Below are 15,028 nucleotides of genomic sequence, written 5' to 3'. Positions count from 1 at the left end.
TCGCGATATCATCGGTGTCTGCGTCAGGGGCGGTTTGGCCCCTGACGCGCTTACACAATGCCGAGGTATCGATGATAGATCGCAGCATGGTAACGACCGCGTTCGACATTCCGGGCTATCGCACAGAGCGTTCGCTGGGTGTGGCGCGGGGCATTATCGTTCGATCCCGATCGGTCGTGGGATCGATTGGTGCGTCCTTGCAAACCTTGTTCGGCGGCAATATCACGCTGTATACGTCGCTTTGCGAAAGGGCTCGGGAAGACGCGTTCGAGCGCATGATGCGCGAGGCCGATACGCTGGGCGCGAACGCGATTGTCGGCATGCGTTACGACGCGACTGAAATTGCCGCGGGGATCACCGAGGTACTGTGCTACGGCACCGCCGTGCGTGCAGTGAGAGAGGCGGTATGAGCGCTTATGCTGCTTTCTTGAGGGCCGTCAACGTCGGCGGCACCGGCAAGCTGCCGATGGCCGAACTTCGCGCCATGTGCGAATCGATTGGCTTTTCCAATGTGCGCACCTATATCGCGAGCGGCAATGTCGTGTTCGACAGCAAACTGGCTGAAGCGAAGGTCAAGGCAAAACTCGAGCGCAGTCTCGAAGCGTATGCCGGCAAGCGCGTCGGCGTTCTTGTCCGTACCGGTGCCGAATTGGCTGCGGTACTGAGCGCAAATCCCTTCAAGGACGCTGCGCCGAATCGAACGGTGGCGATTTTTCTCGATGCGCCGCCGGCGGCTGATGTCCTGTCGGACGTGAGCGGTCAGCAGGCGGAGGAACTTGCTGTAGGTAAACGCGAGATTTATGTGCACTACAGGCAAGGGATCGCGCACTCGAAGCTCAAGATTCCCGGCGCGACTGAGGGAACGGCACGCAATATGAATACCATCGCGAAACTGGTGGAGTGGACGAAAGGGTAGTTGTGCGGCTCGACACCAAAAAATTAATGACCACCATGCGTATTTCGCGCGGCATGTGTCTGTTTCGCTTCGTCGAGTGCGAGATCGACACAGAACTGCCGAACCGTTTCCAGCATCGGAGACTCCGTGCGTCCTTCCAGCGTGATGAATGCATACTGCGCGTCGGCTTCGAGCGGCAGATCGAGCCGCACGATCGAGATATCGCCGCTGTCCAACCATGCGCGCGCCGTTGCAAGCACACCGAGGAAGACTGCATCGGTTGTCAGCACGGCCTCGATCAAGGCCGCCACGGAGTCCGACGATGCGCGCAGGAAGCGCGCCGGATAGGCGACCGGCCCGAAGCGTTCGATCAGCGCGCGCGAGACTTCGTCGCTCAACATGGTTGAAAGAACCGGATACCGCGCGATTTCGGCGAATTCCACGCGACGGCGTTTCGACAACGGGTGACCGCGCCGGCACATGAAACCGGACTGTACGCCGCCGAGCAACTGGATGTGCAGATCCTCCTGCGGATGAATGGCGCGTGAATGCACGAGCAGCGCGTCGAACGTGCGTTCCCGTAAAGCCGCCAGTTGTGCGTCGGGGCTGCCTGTCGACAGATGAACGCCGACGCCTGGATACTGACGCAGCATGTACGACAGCAACGGTCCTGCGAACATCGCGTTGGGCGCTGATCCCAGGCCGAGGCGGATCGTGCCGCCGTCGCCCTGCATGAGCAACTGCGCGGTGTGTTTCAGATCCGCCGCCTCCGACACGATCCTGCGCGCACGCTCCGCCACCACCACGCCGAATGGCGTGAGCTCATTGCGCTTGCCGATGCGATCGATCAAGCGCGTGCCGAGTTCCTGTTCGAGCATCTGAATGCTACGGCTCAACGCCGGCTGCGTGAGATGAAGCGCTTCCGACGCCCGGCTGAAAGAGCCCGTTTCGACCAGGGCGAGAAAATGTTCGAGGTGATGCAGGTTCATCGTGAATTCCTGTCCCGGGAGTGAATTCCGCGCAGTATTGCCGCAATTGTTATATCAGCAAATGTAATGCTGATCAAAAAAACAATGCGTTGGACATATGAATTCCGAATTTCCTCGTGGCAGTCAGCCCGTCAAGGGGAGGGGGCGGCCGGCCCGCGTGCCGTGAAATTTATTACGTTTTTTATATCATCACGGGCAATCGTTTCGCGGTCGTAATGCTGTCCTCCGTATAGTTTGTGGCTGGCATTAGCCACAAAAATCATCGGAATGGCTGGAGGATGTATGGCATTCAAACAAACGAAGGGAAGCGTGACTGTCGAGGCTTGTGTGTTTCCCGCGCCGGGCGGCATGTTCAAAGGCGCGCTACGCGTGACGACGACACGTCGCGGCAAGGAGATTCAGCAAGTCACCGGACGTGGCTGCGGCCGGCCGATGTCGATTTCCGCGCAAGCGCTGGAGCTGGCCGAAATCGAAGCTCGCCGCGTGCTTGGCGTCTGATCTGTCAGGACGCCTTCCTGCATCCGATATCCGCTCAGGCGTAGTCGCGCATCGGTAGTAGCACCTCTGTTTGGGTTGCTAGAAGAGATCCTCGTGCCGGCAATTGACGAGGATTTCCGCGACGCTCGCCGAGTTCGGCAGTTCGATCGTGTTCGCGACAATGCGTGCGAGGTCTTCCGGTTGGGTCATGTCGTCGGGCGCCAGGTCGGCGATTCCCACGGCCATGTCCGTGTTCACGAACCCAGGGCAGATCGCGGTTGCACGAATGCCGTCGTCCCAGCCCGCGCGCCTGACCGCGTGATTGAGCGCGATCACCGCATGCTTCGACATCTGATAGCCGGCGTTGAGATTCTTCACGCGCTTGCCCGACAACGACGCGATCTGCACCACGCGCGCGTCGCCGGCGCGGCGCAAATGAGGCAACGCCGCTTGAATCAGCCGGAACGGCGCCTTCACGTTGATGTCGAGCGTTTCTTCGAGCATCTCGTCGGTGCCGTCTTCGAGACCGATGAATTTGCAGATGCCCGCATTGCTGATCAACACATCGATGCGGCCGAACGCCTCGACAGTCGCCGCCACCCAGCGGCGTCCCGCCTGCGGATCACGCGCTTCGTAAGCGCAGACGAACGCGTCGAACGGGTTCGCGAGCAATGCCGGATCGCGTACCCCCAACGACAAACGATAGCCGCGCCGCGCCAGTTCTCTCGCGATCGCAAGGCCGATGCCGCGACTCGCGCCGGAAATCATCGCCACCTTTTGCATGGCTGCTCCCTAGAAGCCCGCGTCGATCACGATTTTCGTGCCGTCGCTGAAGCGGTTCAGACGAAATGCGTGCGGATTCACGAGCGGCGTGTCGTTGGTGACGAGGTCCGCCATCAGTTGGCCGGCCGCCGGGCCGATGCCGAAACCGTGGCCCGAAAAACCCGTGCCGATAAAGAGTCCCGGCACGGTGTCCACGCCGGAGATCACGGGAATGGCGTCCGGCGTGACATCCATATAGCCTGCCCAACGCTGCGCGATACGCGCGCCGGCCAGGTGCGGAAACACCTTGATGAACTCGTGCAGGCCGCCGTCTACATAGGCGGCGATCGGCTCGGGATCGAGCGTGCGGGCCTGTTCGAAAACGGTGGGCCGATCGAGTGCCCAATGACGCGGACGACGCAATTCATCGAAAAAGCGCGCGCCGATGCCGATCCGCAGCGAACCCAACTGGCTCTTCAACGCCTCGATGTATTTGAAGAACAGGCGGAAACTGTCGGGCGTCAGATCGCTGTAGGTGCGAAAACCGTATGCCACGGTATAACCACCGTCCGCGCGCTTACGAAACGCGAAACGCTTATTGCTGGCGCTGCATGTGGGACCGCCCGCGATCGGTTCCGTACGCAGGACCGATGCACGCACAAGCAGTTGCGGCAGATCGACATCGAGATTGCCGCAGAACAGCCGCGACCACGCGCCGCCCGCCACCACCACGCTCTGACAACGAATCGTGCCATGCTCGGTGACGACCGCGCTGACCCGTCCGCCGCTGGTTTCGATGCCGCGCGCGGCACAGGGCGTGAGAATCTTGACGCCGCGTTTGCGCAACGCATTGGCGATGGCAGGCGCAGCCTTTTGCGGCTCGGCGCGGCCGTCGCCGGGCGTATATAAACCGCCCTTGAATGCTCGGGTCGCGCCGGGCAGCAACGCGGCGACCTCTTTCGAATCCACCAGACGCGTATCGAACGCATGGCCCGCCACGCCCCGAGCGTTTTCCAGCCAGGTGCGATGATCTTCCATGACCTTGTCGTCTTCGGTCATGTACAGGATGCCGCACTGGTTGAAGCCGGTTTCGATGCCGAGCGTTGCATCGATCTTGCGCCACAGCTTCAGGCTTTCGATGCTCAGTTCGAACTCGCGCATGTCGCGGTGCGTGACGCGAACCCATCCCCAGTTGCGGCTGGACTGCTCGCCCGCGATATGGCCTTTCTCGCAGAGCGCCACGCGCAAGCCCTTATTGCTGAGAGACAGCGCCGTGCTTACGCCGATAATCCCGCCGCCGATCACGACGACATCCACTTCTGCGGGTACGCTCGTGTCGTCGGCGACGGTGTCGACTAGTGGTCCCATATTGTCTGGTGCTCTGCGGATAGCGGTTATTGAGGTTGTTTGGCAATGCTTGCGTTAGCTGTTTCGGCATCGGCTGCCTGCGCCTTTCGCTGTTTGCGGCCCGTGCCGCCTTGACGGGGATTCGCGAAGCGATTGGTCCAGCGGTCGATGTGATTGATCGTGTGCGTCAACGGCACGGTAATCAGCAGATAGACTGCGCCGGCAGCCACCAGCGGCGACAGATTGGCGACGTTCACCGAGGTGTTCTGCCCGATCGTGAACAGATCGCGCTGCGACGTGAGCAGCCCGAGAAAGTAGACGAGGCTCGAATCCTTCACGATCGAAATGAACTGATTGGCGAGCGCCGGCAGAATGCGCCGGATGCCCTGCGGCACGATGACGTGACGCATGCTGCTCCAATACGTCATCCCTAAGGCCTGACACGCGGAGAGTTGGCCGCGCCCGACGCTTTGAATCCCCGAGCGGAAAATCTCCGCGATATAGGCCGACGAAATCAGGCCCAGCGCGACGATGGCGAGCGGGTAGGGATTGGGCCCGAAGATCGCCAGACCCACCGGCGCCAGACCCTGGCCCACCAGCAGAATGACCAGCGCGGCGGGCAGCCCGCGAAACACGTCGATGAACACCTGCGCGGGCAGCATCAGCCAACGCGTATGCGACACCGCCATCAACGCGAGCACCATGCCCGCGACAATTCCGAACAGCGTCGAGAACACCGACAGCACCAGCGTATTGACGAGGCCGGTACACAGCAACGACGGCAGCGAGCCGATCAGCAAGGGCCAGTCGAGAAAGTTCTGCAGGAATGCATTCATGACGCGCTCCAGTCTATGCGTCGGCGGCAAACGCGTTGCCGCCTCGTCCACTCAACGTCCGGTTGAATCGTACGCTCAACTGCCGCTCTTCATGGTGTACGGCGGCAGGCTGGTCGGCGTCGGATAGCCCGGATGGAATTTCTGGTAGAGCTTGAGCCACGTACCGTCGGCGACCAGTTCGTTGAGCGTCCTGTTCAACGCGGCTTCGAGCTTCGTGTTGCCTTTGCGGACCGGAAAGCCGGCCGGCAGATTCACCGCGGAAATATCCAGCTTGTCGGCAATGTTCATTTGTGGGTATTTGCTCTGCAGACCCGCCACGAGGGTTTTGTCGACGAAATAGCCGTCGATGTACTTCGAGCGTAGCGACAGGAAGCCCGCGTTCAGATTCGGAAAGCGCACGATCTGCGCGCCGGGCAGATAGCTGTCCGAGTACGTGTCTTCGATGGTGCCCTGTATCACGCCGATCCGTTTGCCCTTCACCGACGCCAGATCGCTCGAGATCGGGCTGTCGGGCAAGGTCGCGACGCTGAGCAGGCCGGTCAGGTAGCCCTCGGAGAAGTCGACCATCTTCAGGCGGTCCTTGGTGATCGAGATCGATCCGGCGGCCAGATCGATCTGCTGATTCGCCACGCTCGGCAGCAGGCCGCTAAAGTCTTGCGCGCGGAAATCGGTGCTCAGGCCGAGTTTGCCGGCAATCGCGCGCAGCAGTTCGACGTCGAAGCCGGTCATCGTGCCGTTGTCGATGTACGAATACGGCTTGTTGTTCGCATCCACGCCGGCAACCAGTTTGCCGGGAGTCAAGGTGCCCACGTCTTCGGCAAACGCGGGGGCGGCGGCTGCGAGCGATAGCGGAACGACTATCGCAACGAGACTCAGGAATTGGCGAAAGCGCATGATGTTTGCTCCGACGAAGAGACCACGGGTGAAAGAGGAGGGCGGGGAAATCAGTGCAAGATCCTGGAGAGAAAATCGCGTGCACGCGCCGAGCGCGGACGGTCGAAGAATGCGTCCTTCGTGCCGTCCTCGACGATGACGCCTTGATCCATGAACACCACGCGATCGGCCACGCGCCTCGCGAAACCCATTTCGTGGGTGACGCAAAGCATCGTCATGCCTTCCTGCGCGAGTTCGGTCATCACGTCGAGCACTTCGTTCACCATTTCCGGATCGAGCGCGGAAGTGGGCTCGTCGAACAGCATCGCGACCGGGTCCATCGAAAGCGCTCGCGCAATGGCGACGCGTTGTTGCTGGCCGCCCGAAAGTTGCGACGGAAACTTGTCCTCGTGAGCGCGCATGCCCACGCGTTGTAAAAGCATGCGTGCCTTGTCGGCGGCTTCATCACGGCTTCTCCTCAACACGCGGGTTTGCGCGAGCATCAGGTTCTGGCGGACGGTGAGATGTGGAAACAGTTCGAACTGCTGGAACACCATGCCGACGCGCGTTCTCAGCTCGGCGAGCGCGGTCTTTTTCAGCGTGGACGATTGACCGGCCACGGCGATGCCCGCCGCCACGATCGCGCCTTGCTGAACGGGTTCGAGTCCATTGACGGTCTTGATCAGCGTCGATTTGCCGGAGCCGGACGGTCCGCAGATCACCACGACTTCCCCCGCCTCGATGCGTGCCGAGCAATCGCTCAGCACCTGATGGTTGCCATACCATTTCGACACGTTCTGCAGCGAAATCATCAGCGGCTCCGGGTTGACAGTGACGTGCTTCATGACAGCGCGGCACGTGCGCGGCCGTCCCACAGATCGTCGAGTTGATAAAGTGCGGTGCCGACCGGCACGGCCCAGCGGCTCGCGATGCCCGCCGCGCTGACTGGGAATGCGCCTTCGCCGAATGCGCCCGGCGCGGCGTCGACGCCGAGCAGATGCCGCGCGACGCGCTGCCCGAGATAGCTCATCAGCGCGACGCCATTGCCATTGCAACCCAGCGCGTGGTAAATGCCGTCGTGCACGCCGATATGCGCAAGCCGGTCGCCGGTCATCGCCACGTAGCCCTTCCATGCGTGCGTGATGCGCACGTCGCGCAGGGCAGGCCAAAGCTCGATCATCTTCGCGTACAGAATGCGCGCGGCTTCGCGTTCGCTCACTTCGCGAATGGCCGGCCGCGAGCCGAAGATCATGCGCGTGCCGTCCGGCGAGGGCCGCGTGTAAAACAGATTGCGTTTCGAGTCGCTGATCATTCTGCGGCCAGGGTTGAGCGCGGCCATCAGTCCGGCGGGTAGCGGCTCGGTCGCGATCTGGTAACTCGCCACCGGCAGCACGCGGCGCGCGAGGAACGGCAGCAGCGGACCGGTGTAACCGTTGGTGGCGATCAGCACCTGTTTCGCGTCGATGCGGCCGCGAGCAGTGTGCACATGAAAGCCCGCAGCGTGCCGCTCGATTCGCTCCACTGCGGCGTGCGAATGCAGACTCGCGCCGCGTCGCCGTGCAAGCTGTCGCAGCGCGCGATGATATTTGGCCGTATGCAGGCCGCCGTATTCGTCGACAAGAATGCCGCCGTAGTAATAATCCGAGCCGATCAGCGCACGCTGGTCTGCACGAGGAATCACGTGCACCGTGACGCCGGTTTTTTCGTGCAGCAGATCGCCCTGTTTGCGCAGATGCTCGAAATGCCCTTGCGTGAAGGCGCCGAAGAAGCGGCCGGTGATCTGCAGATCGGCGTCGAGCGCTTCGTCGGCGATGATCTGTTGCAGGTACTCGAAACTCGCCATCGATTCGCGCATCAGGCGGCTCAGCCGGTCAGGGGAGACGCCGCGAATCGCGTTGGTCAGCGCGAGCTTTTGCCCGCTCGACACCATCCCGCCGCTACGCGTGCTGCCGCCCGCGCCGATTTCCGCGGCATCGAGCACGGCGGCGCTCGCGCCTTGGCGGGCAGCTTCCGCGGCCGCCGACAGACCGCAGTAACCGCTGCCGACGATCGCCAGATCGACCCGCTCGGGCAACGGCTCGCGCGCCGTTTCGGGCGGCGCCGCGTCCCACCAGTAGGGGGCGAGCTTGAAATCGTCGTGAAAAAGGAGTGCGTCGGGTCGCATGGAATCTCGCGGGTGACTGTTGCGACCCAGTGTAGATTTGCGTCGTTTATCCGGTCAAATACGGACAAAAACGCCTGCCATTCATTTTTGATATGGCATGCTGAACGGCATGTTGTCGTAACCGGCAGGGTGGACAAGGTGAATCAGCGGCAAATCGAGGCATTCAGGCTGGTGATGTTGCGCGGATCGATGACGGCTGCGGCCGAGGAACTCGGCACGTCGCAGCCCAGCATTAGCCGTCTGATTGCCGAGCTGGAGGAGTCGACCGGCCTCGCGTTGTTCACCCGTAACGGCGGCCGGATACAGGCCACGGATTCGGGCAGCGCGTTCTATCGCGAGGTGGATCGGAGCTTCGTCGGGCTGGAGAAACTCGTGCACTCGGCCCGCGAGATTCGCCAGCTCGGCACCGGACGTTTGCGGCTCGTGGCTGCGCCGGTGCTCGCGTTGTCGTTCGTGCCGACGGTGCTCGAGCGCTTTCTCGCGGCGTATCCGCGCACTGCGGTGTCGCTGGAAATGCGCAGTGAAGGGACGATCCAGCGCTGGGCGTCGGCGGCCTCCTGCGATATCGGTTTCGCCACCACCACGCCGGATGCGTTCGGCGTCACCAGCGCCGAGCTCTATCGGCTACCGGGCGTCTGCGCGCTGCCCGCCGCGCATCCGCTTGCCGCGCGCAAGCAGATCCGCGCGCGCGATTTGCGCGATCAGAGTTTGATCCTGCCGTCCTATGCCGACGACACGCGTTCGTCGCTCGACCGTGTACTGCGCCAGGCAGAAGCGAATCAGGTGCCGACGATCGAAACGCCCTATGGTGCGACGATTTGCGCGATGGTGTCGCGCGGCTTGGGGATCGGCATTGTCAACCCGCTTGCCACGCTGGACGCGAACCCGGAGCGAATCGTGTTCCGGCCGTTTTCACCCGATGTGATGTTTCGCGGGTTTACCGTTTGCCCGCAATTGCAGCACACCAATCCGATTATCGAGGCTTTTCTGGCATTGGCGACCGAAACGATGCGAGAGGTAATCGAACGATGTCGCTAGCCGGGTGAGGCGGACTTTCGGCAGACATGAAAGTCCGCTGCGGATTGTTCGGGTTAAATAGCCCGCTTCATCAACAGTTTAAGCAGAACCGGCAGCAGAACGAGCACCAACGGCAACTGCACGACCAGACCGGAAATGATGGCCACCGCAAGCGGCTGCTGCATCGCAGACCCTTGTCCAAGCGCAAAAGCCAACGGCAACAACGCTAGGATCGCTGCAATCGTAGTCATCGCGATGGGCCTCAACCGGTTACGTCCGGCGGCAAGCAGCGCTTCTTCGAACGCCATCCCGTCATCCCGCACGAGCCCCTGTAGCTCCGACACGTAGAAAATCGCCACCTCGGTCACGATGCCGATAATCATCGTCATCCCCATCATCGCGGAGATGTTCAGTTCGATCCCGGTGATCCACAAGCCGATGAATACTGCGCCGGCAGCGAGCAAAGGCATCGCCATCACCGCCAATGCGACGCGAAAGCGCTCGTAGAGAAACAGCAGCAAGCCGAACACCAACGCAATCGCCGCACCGAACACCGTCAGCAATCCCTTGAAGGCGATCTGCTGCTGTTGATACAAGCCGCCCAGTTCGTAGTACACGCCGGTAGGCAACAGGCTCCTGTCGCTCATGGCCTTCTGCACGTCGGCGATCGTCGAGCCTAGATCGCGGCCGTCGATGCGTGCGGTCACGGCCACCATGCGCTTGAGATTGTCGCGGCTGATTTCGGGCTGGCCGGTCACCGCCACCCGATCGGCGACGCGGTTCAATGCGAACAGATGCCCGTCCGGCGCGCGAATCTGCAATTGCCCCAGTTGCGTATCGGTCAGTTGCGCCGCGCCCGCCACCCGCACACGCACGCCGACCGTTTTCGGCCCGCTCTGGAATTGCGTGGCGACGCTGCCTTCCACCATGTCGGTCACGGCCTGCGCGATCGATTGAGGGTCCATGCCTTCGGCCGCTGCAGCCTCGGGGCGGATAGGCAATTCGAGCGCGTCGCCGGCCGGATTGATGCCGTCGTTGACGTCCACTACGCCCTGAATCTTGCCGATTCGCGCGGCGACCTTGCGGGCGGTGGTGTCGAGCGTGTTCTGGTCGTCGGAATAGATCTTGATCTGCACGGGCTGCGGCACGGCGGTCAGGTCGCCGATCAGGTCCTCCATCAATTGCGCGAGTTCGATGCTCACGCCCGGTACCTGCGTTTCGACCTTCGAGCGGATTTCCTCCATCACGGTGTCGATCGGTTCGCGCTTACCCCATTTCAGGCGCACGAAGAAGTCGCCTTTGTTGGGTTCGTTCAGGTCGCCGCCAAGGCCGGCGCCGGTGCGGCGCGAGTAGGTCGCGACGTTCGGATTCGCGCGTACGATCGCCTCGATCTGTTTCATCAGCCGGTTGGTTTCCGTCACCGAGGTACCCGGTTCGGTGTGATAGTCGAGTACGAAGCCGCCTTCGTCCATCCCCGGCATGAAGCCGCTGCCCACCCGCGTGAAGGCAAATGCGGCAACCAGGATCAGCGGCACGATGCCCAGCAATACGAGCACGGGGCGCGCCGCAACGCGCTCCACCAGCACGCGGTAGCGCCGGTTCATCCACGCGGCGAAACGGGTTTCCTTGTGTTCCTCGGCATCTGCCGGCTTCAGCCAGCGGTCGCACAGAATCGGCACCGCGAGCCACGTCACGAGAAACGAAATGAACAACGCGCTAGCCATCGTGACCGACAGCGCCTTGAAGAACGCGCCGGTGACGCCGGACAGAAACGCGAGCGGCACGAAAATGATCAGCGTCGCCGCCGACGAACCCGCGAGCGGCCGTGTGAATTCGAGCGCTGCGGCCATCACGCGGCCATGAAACGCGCGTGCGCCGCCTTCGCGCATGCGCCGCACGATGTGCTCGATCATCACGATGGCGTCGTCGATCACGAGGCCGACAGCAGCCGCCATGCCGCCGAGCGTCATGATGTTGAAGCCCATGCCGAACACGTCGAGCAGCAGGATGGTCGCGGCCATCACCACCGGCACCAGCGCGACGGCGATGGCAGTGATCTTCCAGTTGCGCAGAAAAGCGAACAGCGTGAAAGCGGCCAGCACTATGCCGATCATGATCGCGTCACGCACGCTGGTGGCGGACGCGATCACCAGTTCGCTCTGGTCGTACCAGTTCGACAATTGGACGCCGGCCGGCATTTGCGGCTGGAATTCGGCGAGCTTCGTGCGAATCGCGTTGGCCATCGCCACGCTGTTCGCGCCCGGCTGCTGATAGACGTTGAGCAGCACGGCGTCCTGACCGTCGGCGGTCACGCGCATCCATTGCGGCACGACGCCCGCGCGCACTGTCGCAATCTCGCCGAGACGGATTTGCGCCGCGCCGCTCGCCGACACCACGACGTTGCGCAATTCGTCGAGCCGTGTGATGGGGGTGTTGGCGATCACGAGATACAGCTTGTCGTGGTCCTCGATGCGGCCGTTAGCCATCAGCACGTTGCTCGCGCCGATCGCCTTCGACACGTCCGCGAGCGAGAGCTTGTACGCGGCGAGACGCTGCGGATCGATCGCGACCTCGAGCTCGTCCTGAGCGCCGCCCGTCACGTCGACGCGCGCCACGCCTTCCACCGACGAAAGCAGCGGCCGCATCTGGAATTGCGCGAGATCGCGCAGTGCCGACAGCGATTGCCGCTTCGACGTGAGACTGTAGGCCAGCACCGGAAACACGGTGGGGTCCATGCGCCGCACCTGCATCGACGTGCTTTGCGGCAGCGTCGCGAGAATCTCGCTGATCGCGGATTGCGCCTGCAACGTGGCTTGCGCCATGTCGGTGCCCCAGTCGAAATTGATCGAGATTTCCGCGGCGCCCCGGCTCGTTTTCGATTCGACGTCGCGCACGTTCGGCACGCGCCGCAACGCTTCCTCGACCGGCATCGTAACGAGCGTGGCCATCTGTTCGGCGGGGCGGTCGCCTGCATCGAGCGAGACCACCGCGCGCGGAAACGCGACGTTCGGGAACAGCGAGATCGGCAGACGGAACGCGGTCAGCGCGCCCGCGATCGCCAGCAGCGCGATCACGAACAGCAGCGAACGGCGATGCTTCTGCATCCATTGACCGAAATTCATCGCGGCGCGCCTCCGCTGACCTGCACCGCCATGCCGTCCTTCAATTCGTAGTTGCCGCTGACGACGAGCCCTTGCGCGGCATCGATCGGGCCTTCTACGCCATAGCGGTCGCCGTTTTCGACCTGCATGACCACGGCGATGCGACGCGCCTTGTTCTGCCGCGTGATCTGGAATACATAGGCGCCTTGGTCGTCTTTCAGAACAGCGGCGCGCGGCACGATCCAATGCATGCCGTCGCGCGTTGCGATGTCGGCCGCCACGCGTGTGCCGGGAATAAACGCGCTCTGGCCGAGCGGCACGTTCGCGCCGACGTTCACCAACTGGCTCTGCTGATCGACCGCTGCGCCGACCAGCACCACGCGGCCTTCCACCGCCGCCTTCGCGAGCGAAGTGGACAGGCCGCGCAGCGTGACGGTGTCTCCGGCGTGAATCGCGACGGCCTCGGACGGCTCGACACCGAGCACGACATTGGCGCGGGCGTCACGCCCATTGCCGCCCGCCAGTTGCAGGATCGGGGCGCCCGGCTGCACCTGATCGCCCTGAGCCGCCGACACTTGCAGCACGACGCCGTCGAGCGGCGCGACGATGGTCTTGTTGCCGTTCGTCACGCCGTCCTCGTTTTGCGCGGCCAGCGCCTGCCGGGCGTCGTCGACGGCTTTCTTCGCGGTGGCGAGTTGCGATTGTGTGGCGAGCCCTTGGTCGAATAGCGATTGCGTGCGCGCCAGTTCGCCTTGCGCGAGCGTGAGCGCGCTCTTCGCCTGCGTCGCCGCGAGCACGGCGGCGGGATCGGCCTGCACGACGAAGAGCGGTGTGCCGCGCGTCACGCTTTGGCCGGCCTGCACACGCATCTGCACGATTCGCGCGACGTACCGCAGATTCACGGTAGTGAGATTCGACGCGGACGCCGCGACGATACCGTACGTCCGCACCGGCTGCGCGATCGAGCCGCGCTGCACGCGCACGGTTTGCACGGCGACGACGGTTTTGTCGGCGGTATCGGTGGCCGCCGGTGCGGCGTGTATCGGCGCGGCGCACATCGCCGCCAGCGAAAACGCAACAACAAGGGCCGTGACGCGGGGTTGCCGCGCCGCAATGTGATCATTTCGCATGAGTGTCGATGAAGTTCTGAGCGGGAGAGAAGGCGTCGGGAATCGCACTGCCGAGCAGCGCCTGCAAACCGACGCGTTGTTCGGCAAGCGACTCGCGCAGTGTGGCGACGTCGATGCGTTTGACGAGCGATGCGCTTTGCGCGTCGGTATACGCGCCGAGTGCGAGGTTATGTTCAGCGTAAGCCGAGGCCGCATGTTGCGCGGCGACGTCGACATCGGGCAGCGCAGCCTCGGCCTGCTGCAATTGCCGCGCGAGGATCGCATTGTCCGCGCGCAAATGCGCGACGTCCGCATAAGCCTGATTGACGCGCGACTGGTATTCGTCGCGCAGCCGTTGACGGGTCGCTTTTTCGATCGCGACGTTGCCCTGGTTGCGGTTGAAAATCGGCAGGCTGAGATTGACCTGGAAGCCGCTGGTGTAGATATTCGACGTGTCTCGCGCGCGTACGAAGCCGACGGAAAGACTCGGAAACTGACTGAGAATCGCGGCACGGTACTTCTGCTCCTGCGCTTCGTAGCCGGCTTGCAACGCGATCAGATCGGGGCGGCGTTGGGCGAGCTTTGCCAGTGCCGAGTCGAGGATGGCGTCGCTGGGTTCGGGCGAATCGGCTTCGTCGGCGGCAGGCGCTTGCAGTGGCAATTGCACGTCCGGAGACAAACCCAGTAGCGCATTCAGATCATGATGGGTCTGTTCGGCGGCGCGTTGAGCGTCGGTGTACTGCTTGCGCGCGTCGCTATATGCGGTGAGCGCGGCGCTCAGCGTATCGTCGGTCAGATTGCCGTCGCGGCGCGCTTCGGCCATCCGCTCGTAACGCGTGCGCGAAAGTTCGAGTTGATCTTGCAGCAGCGGCAGCGTGTCCTGCTGGAAACGCGTCTTGATGAACAGTTGGCGCGCCTGCGCGACGGTCTGCCATTCCTGCCAGAGCAAGCCGAGATCGGTCTTCGCGACGGTGGCGTCGGCGGACTGCTGGTTGGCGCTGCGCAGCACGATCGCCATCACGTCGATACTCAAACCATAATTAAATGCGCGCGTGGTGCCCGATTGGCCTGGATAATCGCTCGATACGCTGAGTTGCGGGTCGGGCAGCAAGCCCGCGGAGTATGCCTGGGCGCGCGCGATACCGAGGTCGTCGCGCGTCAGCTTGAGCTCGGGATTGTTCGCCACCGCGAGCATCGCGACCTCGTCGATGTCGAGGCCGTCGGCGGGGTCGAAGCGGTGTGCGGCCAGTTCGGGCAGCGGCATGCTCGCCGTATCGATACGGATGCGTTCGAGCGAGCGCGCCGAGGTCGAGGTATCCTGCGGCGCGAGCGGCTCGCGGTGATACCACGTGCAGCCGGCGAGCAGCACCGCGCAGACCGGTACGAGCAGGCGCTGGCGCAGCGCGATAGGGGCCGCAACAGCGGCGTGAAAAGCGGGCAAAATCCGGCTCCTGAGCG

General features: G+C 63.0%; 14 protein-coding genes. 4 read left to right on the top strand and 10 right to left on the bottom strand.

What is annotated here, in order from left to right; genetic code table 11:
* The first annotated feature begins 71 nt into the window (after positions 1-71).
* Positions 72-410: a YbjQ family protein gene (locus PQQ51_RS24700; protein ID WP_408499489.1), complete on the top strand. Its 339-nt coding sequence runs from the start codon at positions 72-74 to the stop codon at positions 408-410.
* The gene (locus PQQ51_RS24695; RefSeq protein WP_408499488.1) at positions 407-916 is read left to right on the top strand and encodes a DUF1697 domain-containing protein; all 510 of its coding nucleotides are present in this window, start codon (positions 407-409) and stop codon (positions 914-916) included. Before PQQ51_RS24700 ends, PQQ51_RS24695 begins: the two co-directional genes overlap by 4 nt.
* Before the next feature lie 23 nt (positions 917-939).
* On the opposite strand, the gene PQQ51_RS24690 is transcribed toward PQQ51_RS24695, so the two are convergent.
* Positions 940-1,884 carry a LysR family transcriptional regulator gene (locus PQQ51_RS24690; protein WP_408499487.1) on the bottom strand — a complete coding sequence of 315 codons (945 nt, stop codon included), beginning with the start codon at positions 1,882-1,884 and terminating at the stop codon, positions 940-942.
* Positions 1,885-2,166: 282 nt separating this feature from the next.
* On the opposite strand from PQQ51_RS24690, the gene PQQ51_RS24685 reads away from it, so the two are divergent.
* Positions 2,167-2,382, top strand: coding sequence for a hypothetical protein (locus PQQ51_RS24685; RefSeq protein WP_408499486.1), 216 nt, complete (start codon positions 2,167-2,169; stop codon positions 2,380-2,382).
* Between the two features lie 78 nt (positions 2,383-2,460).
* Here PQQ51_RS24685 and PQQ51_RS24680 read toward each other — a convergent pair whose 3' ends face one another.
* From PQQ51_RS24680 to PQQ51_RS24655, 6 genes are all read right to left on the bottom strand, one after another.
* On the bottom strand, positions 2,461-3,144 hold the full coding sequence (locus tag PQQ51_RS24680) for an SDR family NAD(P)-dependent oxidoreductase (protein WP_408499485.1): 684 nt from the start codon (positions 3,142-3,144) through the stop codon (positions 2,461-2,463).
* A gap of 9 nt (positions 3,145-3,153) precedes the next feature.
* Positions 3,154-4,491 carry an NAD(P)/FAD-dependent oxidoreductase gene (locus tag PQQ51_RS24675; protein WP_408499484.1) on the bottom strand — a complete coding sequence of 446 codons (1,338 nt, stop codon included), beginning with the start codon at positions 4,489-4,491 and terminating at the stop codon, positions 3,154-3,156.
* A gap of 26 nt (positions 4,492-4,517) precedes the next feature.
* Positions 4,518-5,306: an amino acid ABC transporter permease gene (locus tag PQQ51_RS24670; RefSeq protein WP_408499483.1), complete on the bottom strand. Its 789-nt coding sequence runs from the start codon at positions 5,304-5,306 to the stop codon at positions 4,518-4,520.
* A 75-nt stretch (positions 5,307-5,381) separates the two neighbouring features.
* Positions 5,382-6,200: a substrate-binding periplasmic protein gene (locus PQQ51_RS24665; protein WP_408499482.1), complete on the bottom strand. Its 819-nt coding sequence runs from the start codon at positions 6,198-6,200 to the stop codon at positions 5,382-5,384.
* A 50-nt stretch (positions 6,201-6,250) separates the two neighbouring features.
* The gene (locus PQQ51_RS24660; RefSeq protein ID WP_408499541.1) at positions 6,251-6,991 is read right to left on the bottom strand and encodes an amino acid ABC transporter ATP-binding protein; all 741 of its coding nucleotides are present in this window, start codon (positions 6,989-6,991) and stop codon (positions 6,251-6,253) included.
* A 29-nt stretch (positions 6,992-7,020) separates the two neighbouring features.
* Positions 7,021-8,343 carry an NAD(P)/FAD-dependent oxidoreductase gene (locus PQQ51_RS24655; protein ID WP_408499481.1) on the bottom strand — a complete coding sequence of 441 codons (1,323 nt, stop codon included), beginning with the start codon at positions 8,341-8,343 and terminating at the stop codon, positions 7,021-7,023.
* Positions 8,344-8,481: 138 nt separating this feature from the next.
* On the opposite strand from PQQ51_RS24655, the gene PQQ51_RS24650 reads away from it, so the two are divergent.
* Positions 8,482-9,381, top strand: coding sequence for a LysR substrate-binding domain-containing protein (locus PQQ51_RS24650; protein WP_408499480.1), 900 nt, complete (start codon positions 8,482-8,484; stop codon positions 9,379-9,381).
* Between the two features lie 53 nt (positions 9,382-9,434).
* Here PQQ51_RS24650 and PQQ51_RS24645 read toward each other — a convergent pair whose 3' ends face one another.
* The 3 genes from PQQ51_RS24645 to PQQ51_RS24635 are packed head-to-tail and all read right to left on the bottom strand — an operon-like array spanning position 9,435 to position 15,011.
* A complete protein-coding gene (locus tag PQQ51_RS24645; protein ID WP_408499479.1) occupies positions 9,435-12,482 on the bottom strand; it encodes an efflux RND transporter permease subunit in 3,048 nt (1,015 codons plus the stop codon).
* Entirely contained in the window at positions 12,479-13,591 is a 1,113-nt protein-coding gene (locus PQQ51_RS24640; protein WP_408499478.1) for an efflux RND transporter periplasmic adaptor subunit, read from the bottom strand. The genes PQQ51_RS24645 and PQQ51_RS24640 overlap by 4 nt, the downstream gene beginning before the upstream one ends.
* On the bottom strand, positions 13,581-15,011 hold the full coding sequence (locus tag PQQ51_RS24635; RefSeq protein WP_408499477.1) for a TolC family protein: 1,431 nt from the start codon (positions 15,009-15,011) through the stop codon (positions 13,581-13,583). The genes PQQ51_RS24640 and PQQ51_RS24635 overlap by 11 nt, the downstream gene beginning before the upstream one ends.
* Between the last annotated feature and the right edge of the window lie 17 nt (positions 15,012-15,028).

Source organism: Paraburkholderia xenovorans, assembly GCF_046030735.1.
Taxonomy (GTDB): domain Bacteria; phylum Pseudomonadota; class Gammaproteobacteria; order Burkholderiales; family Burkholderiaceae; genus Paraburkholderia; species Paraburkholderia xenovorans_A.
The sequence above is the reverse complement of the archived record's forward strand: the minus strand, read 5'-3'. Positions and strand labels throughout refer to the sequence as shown.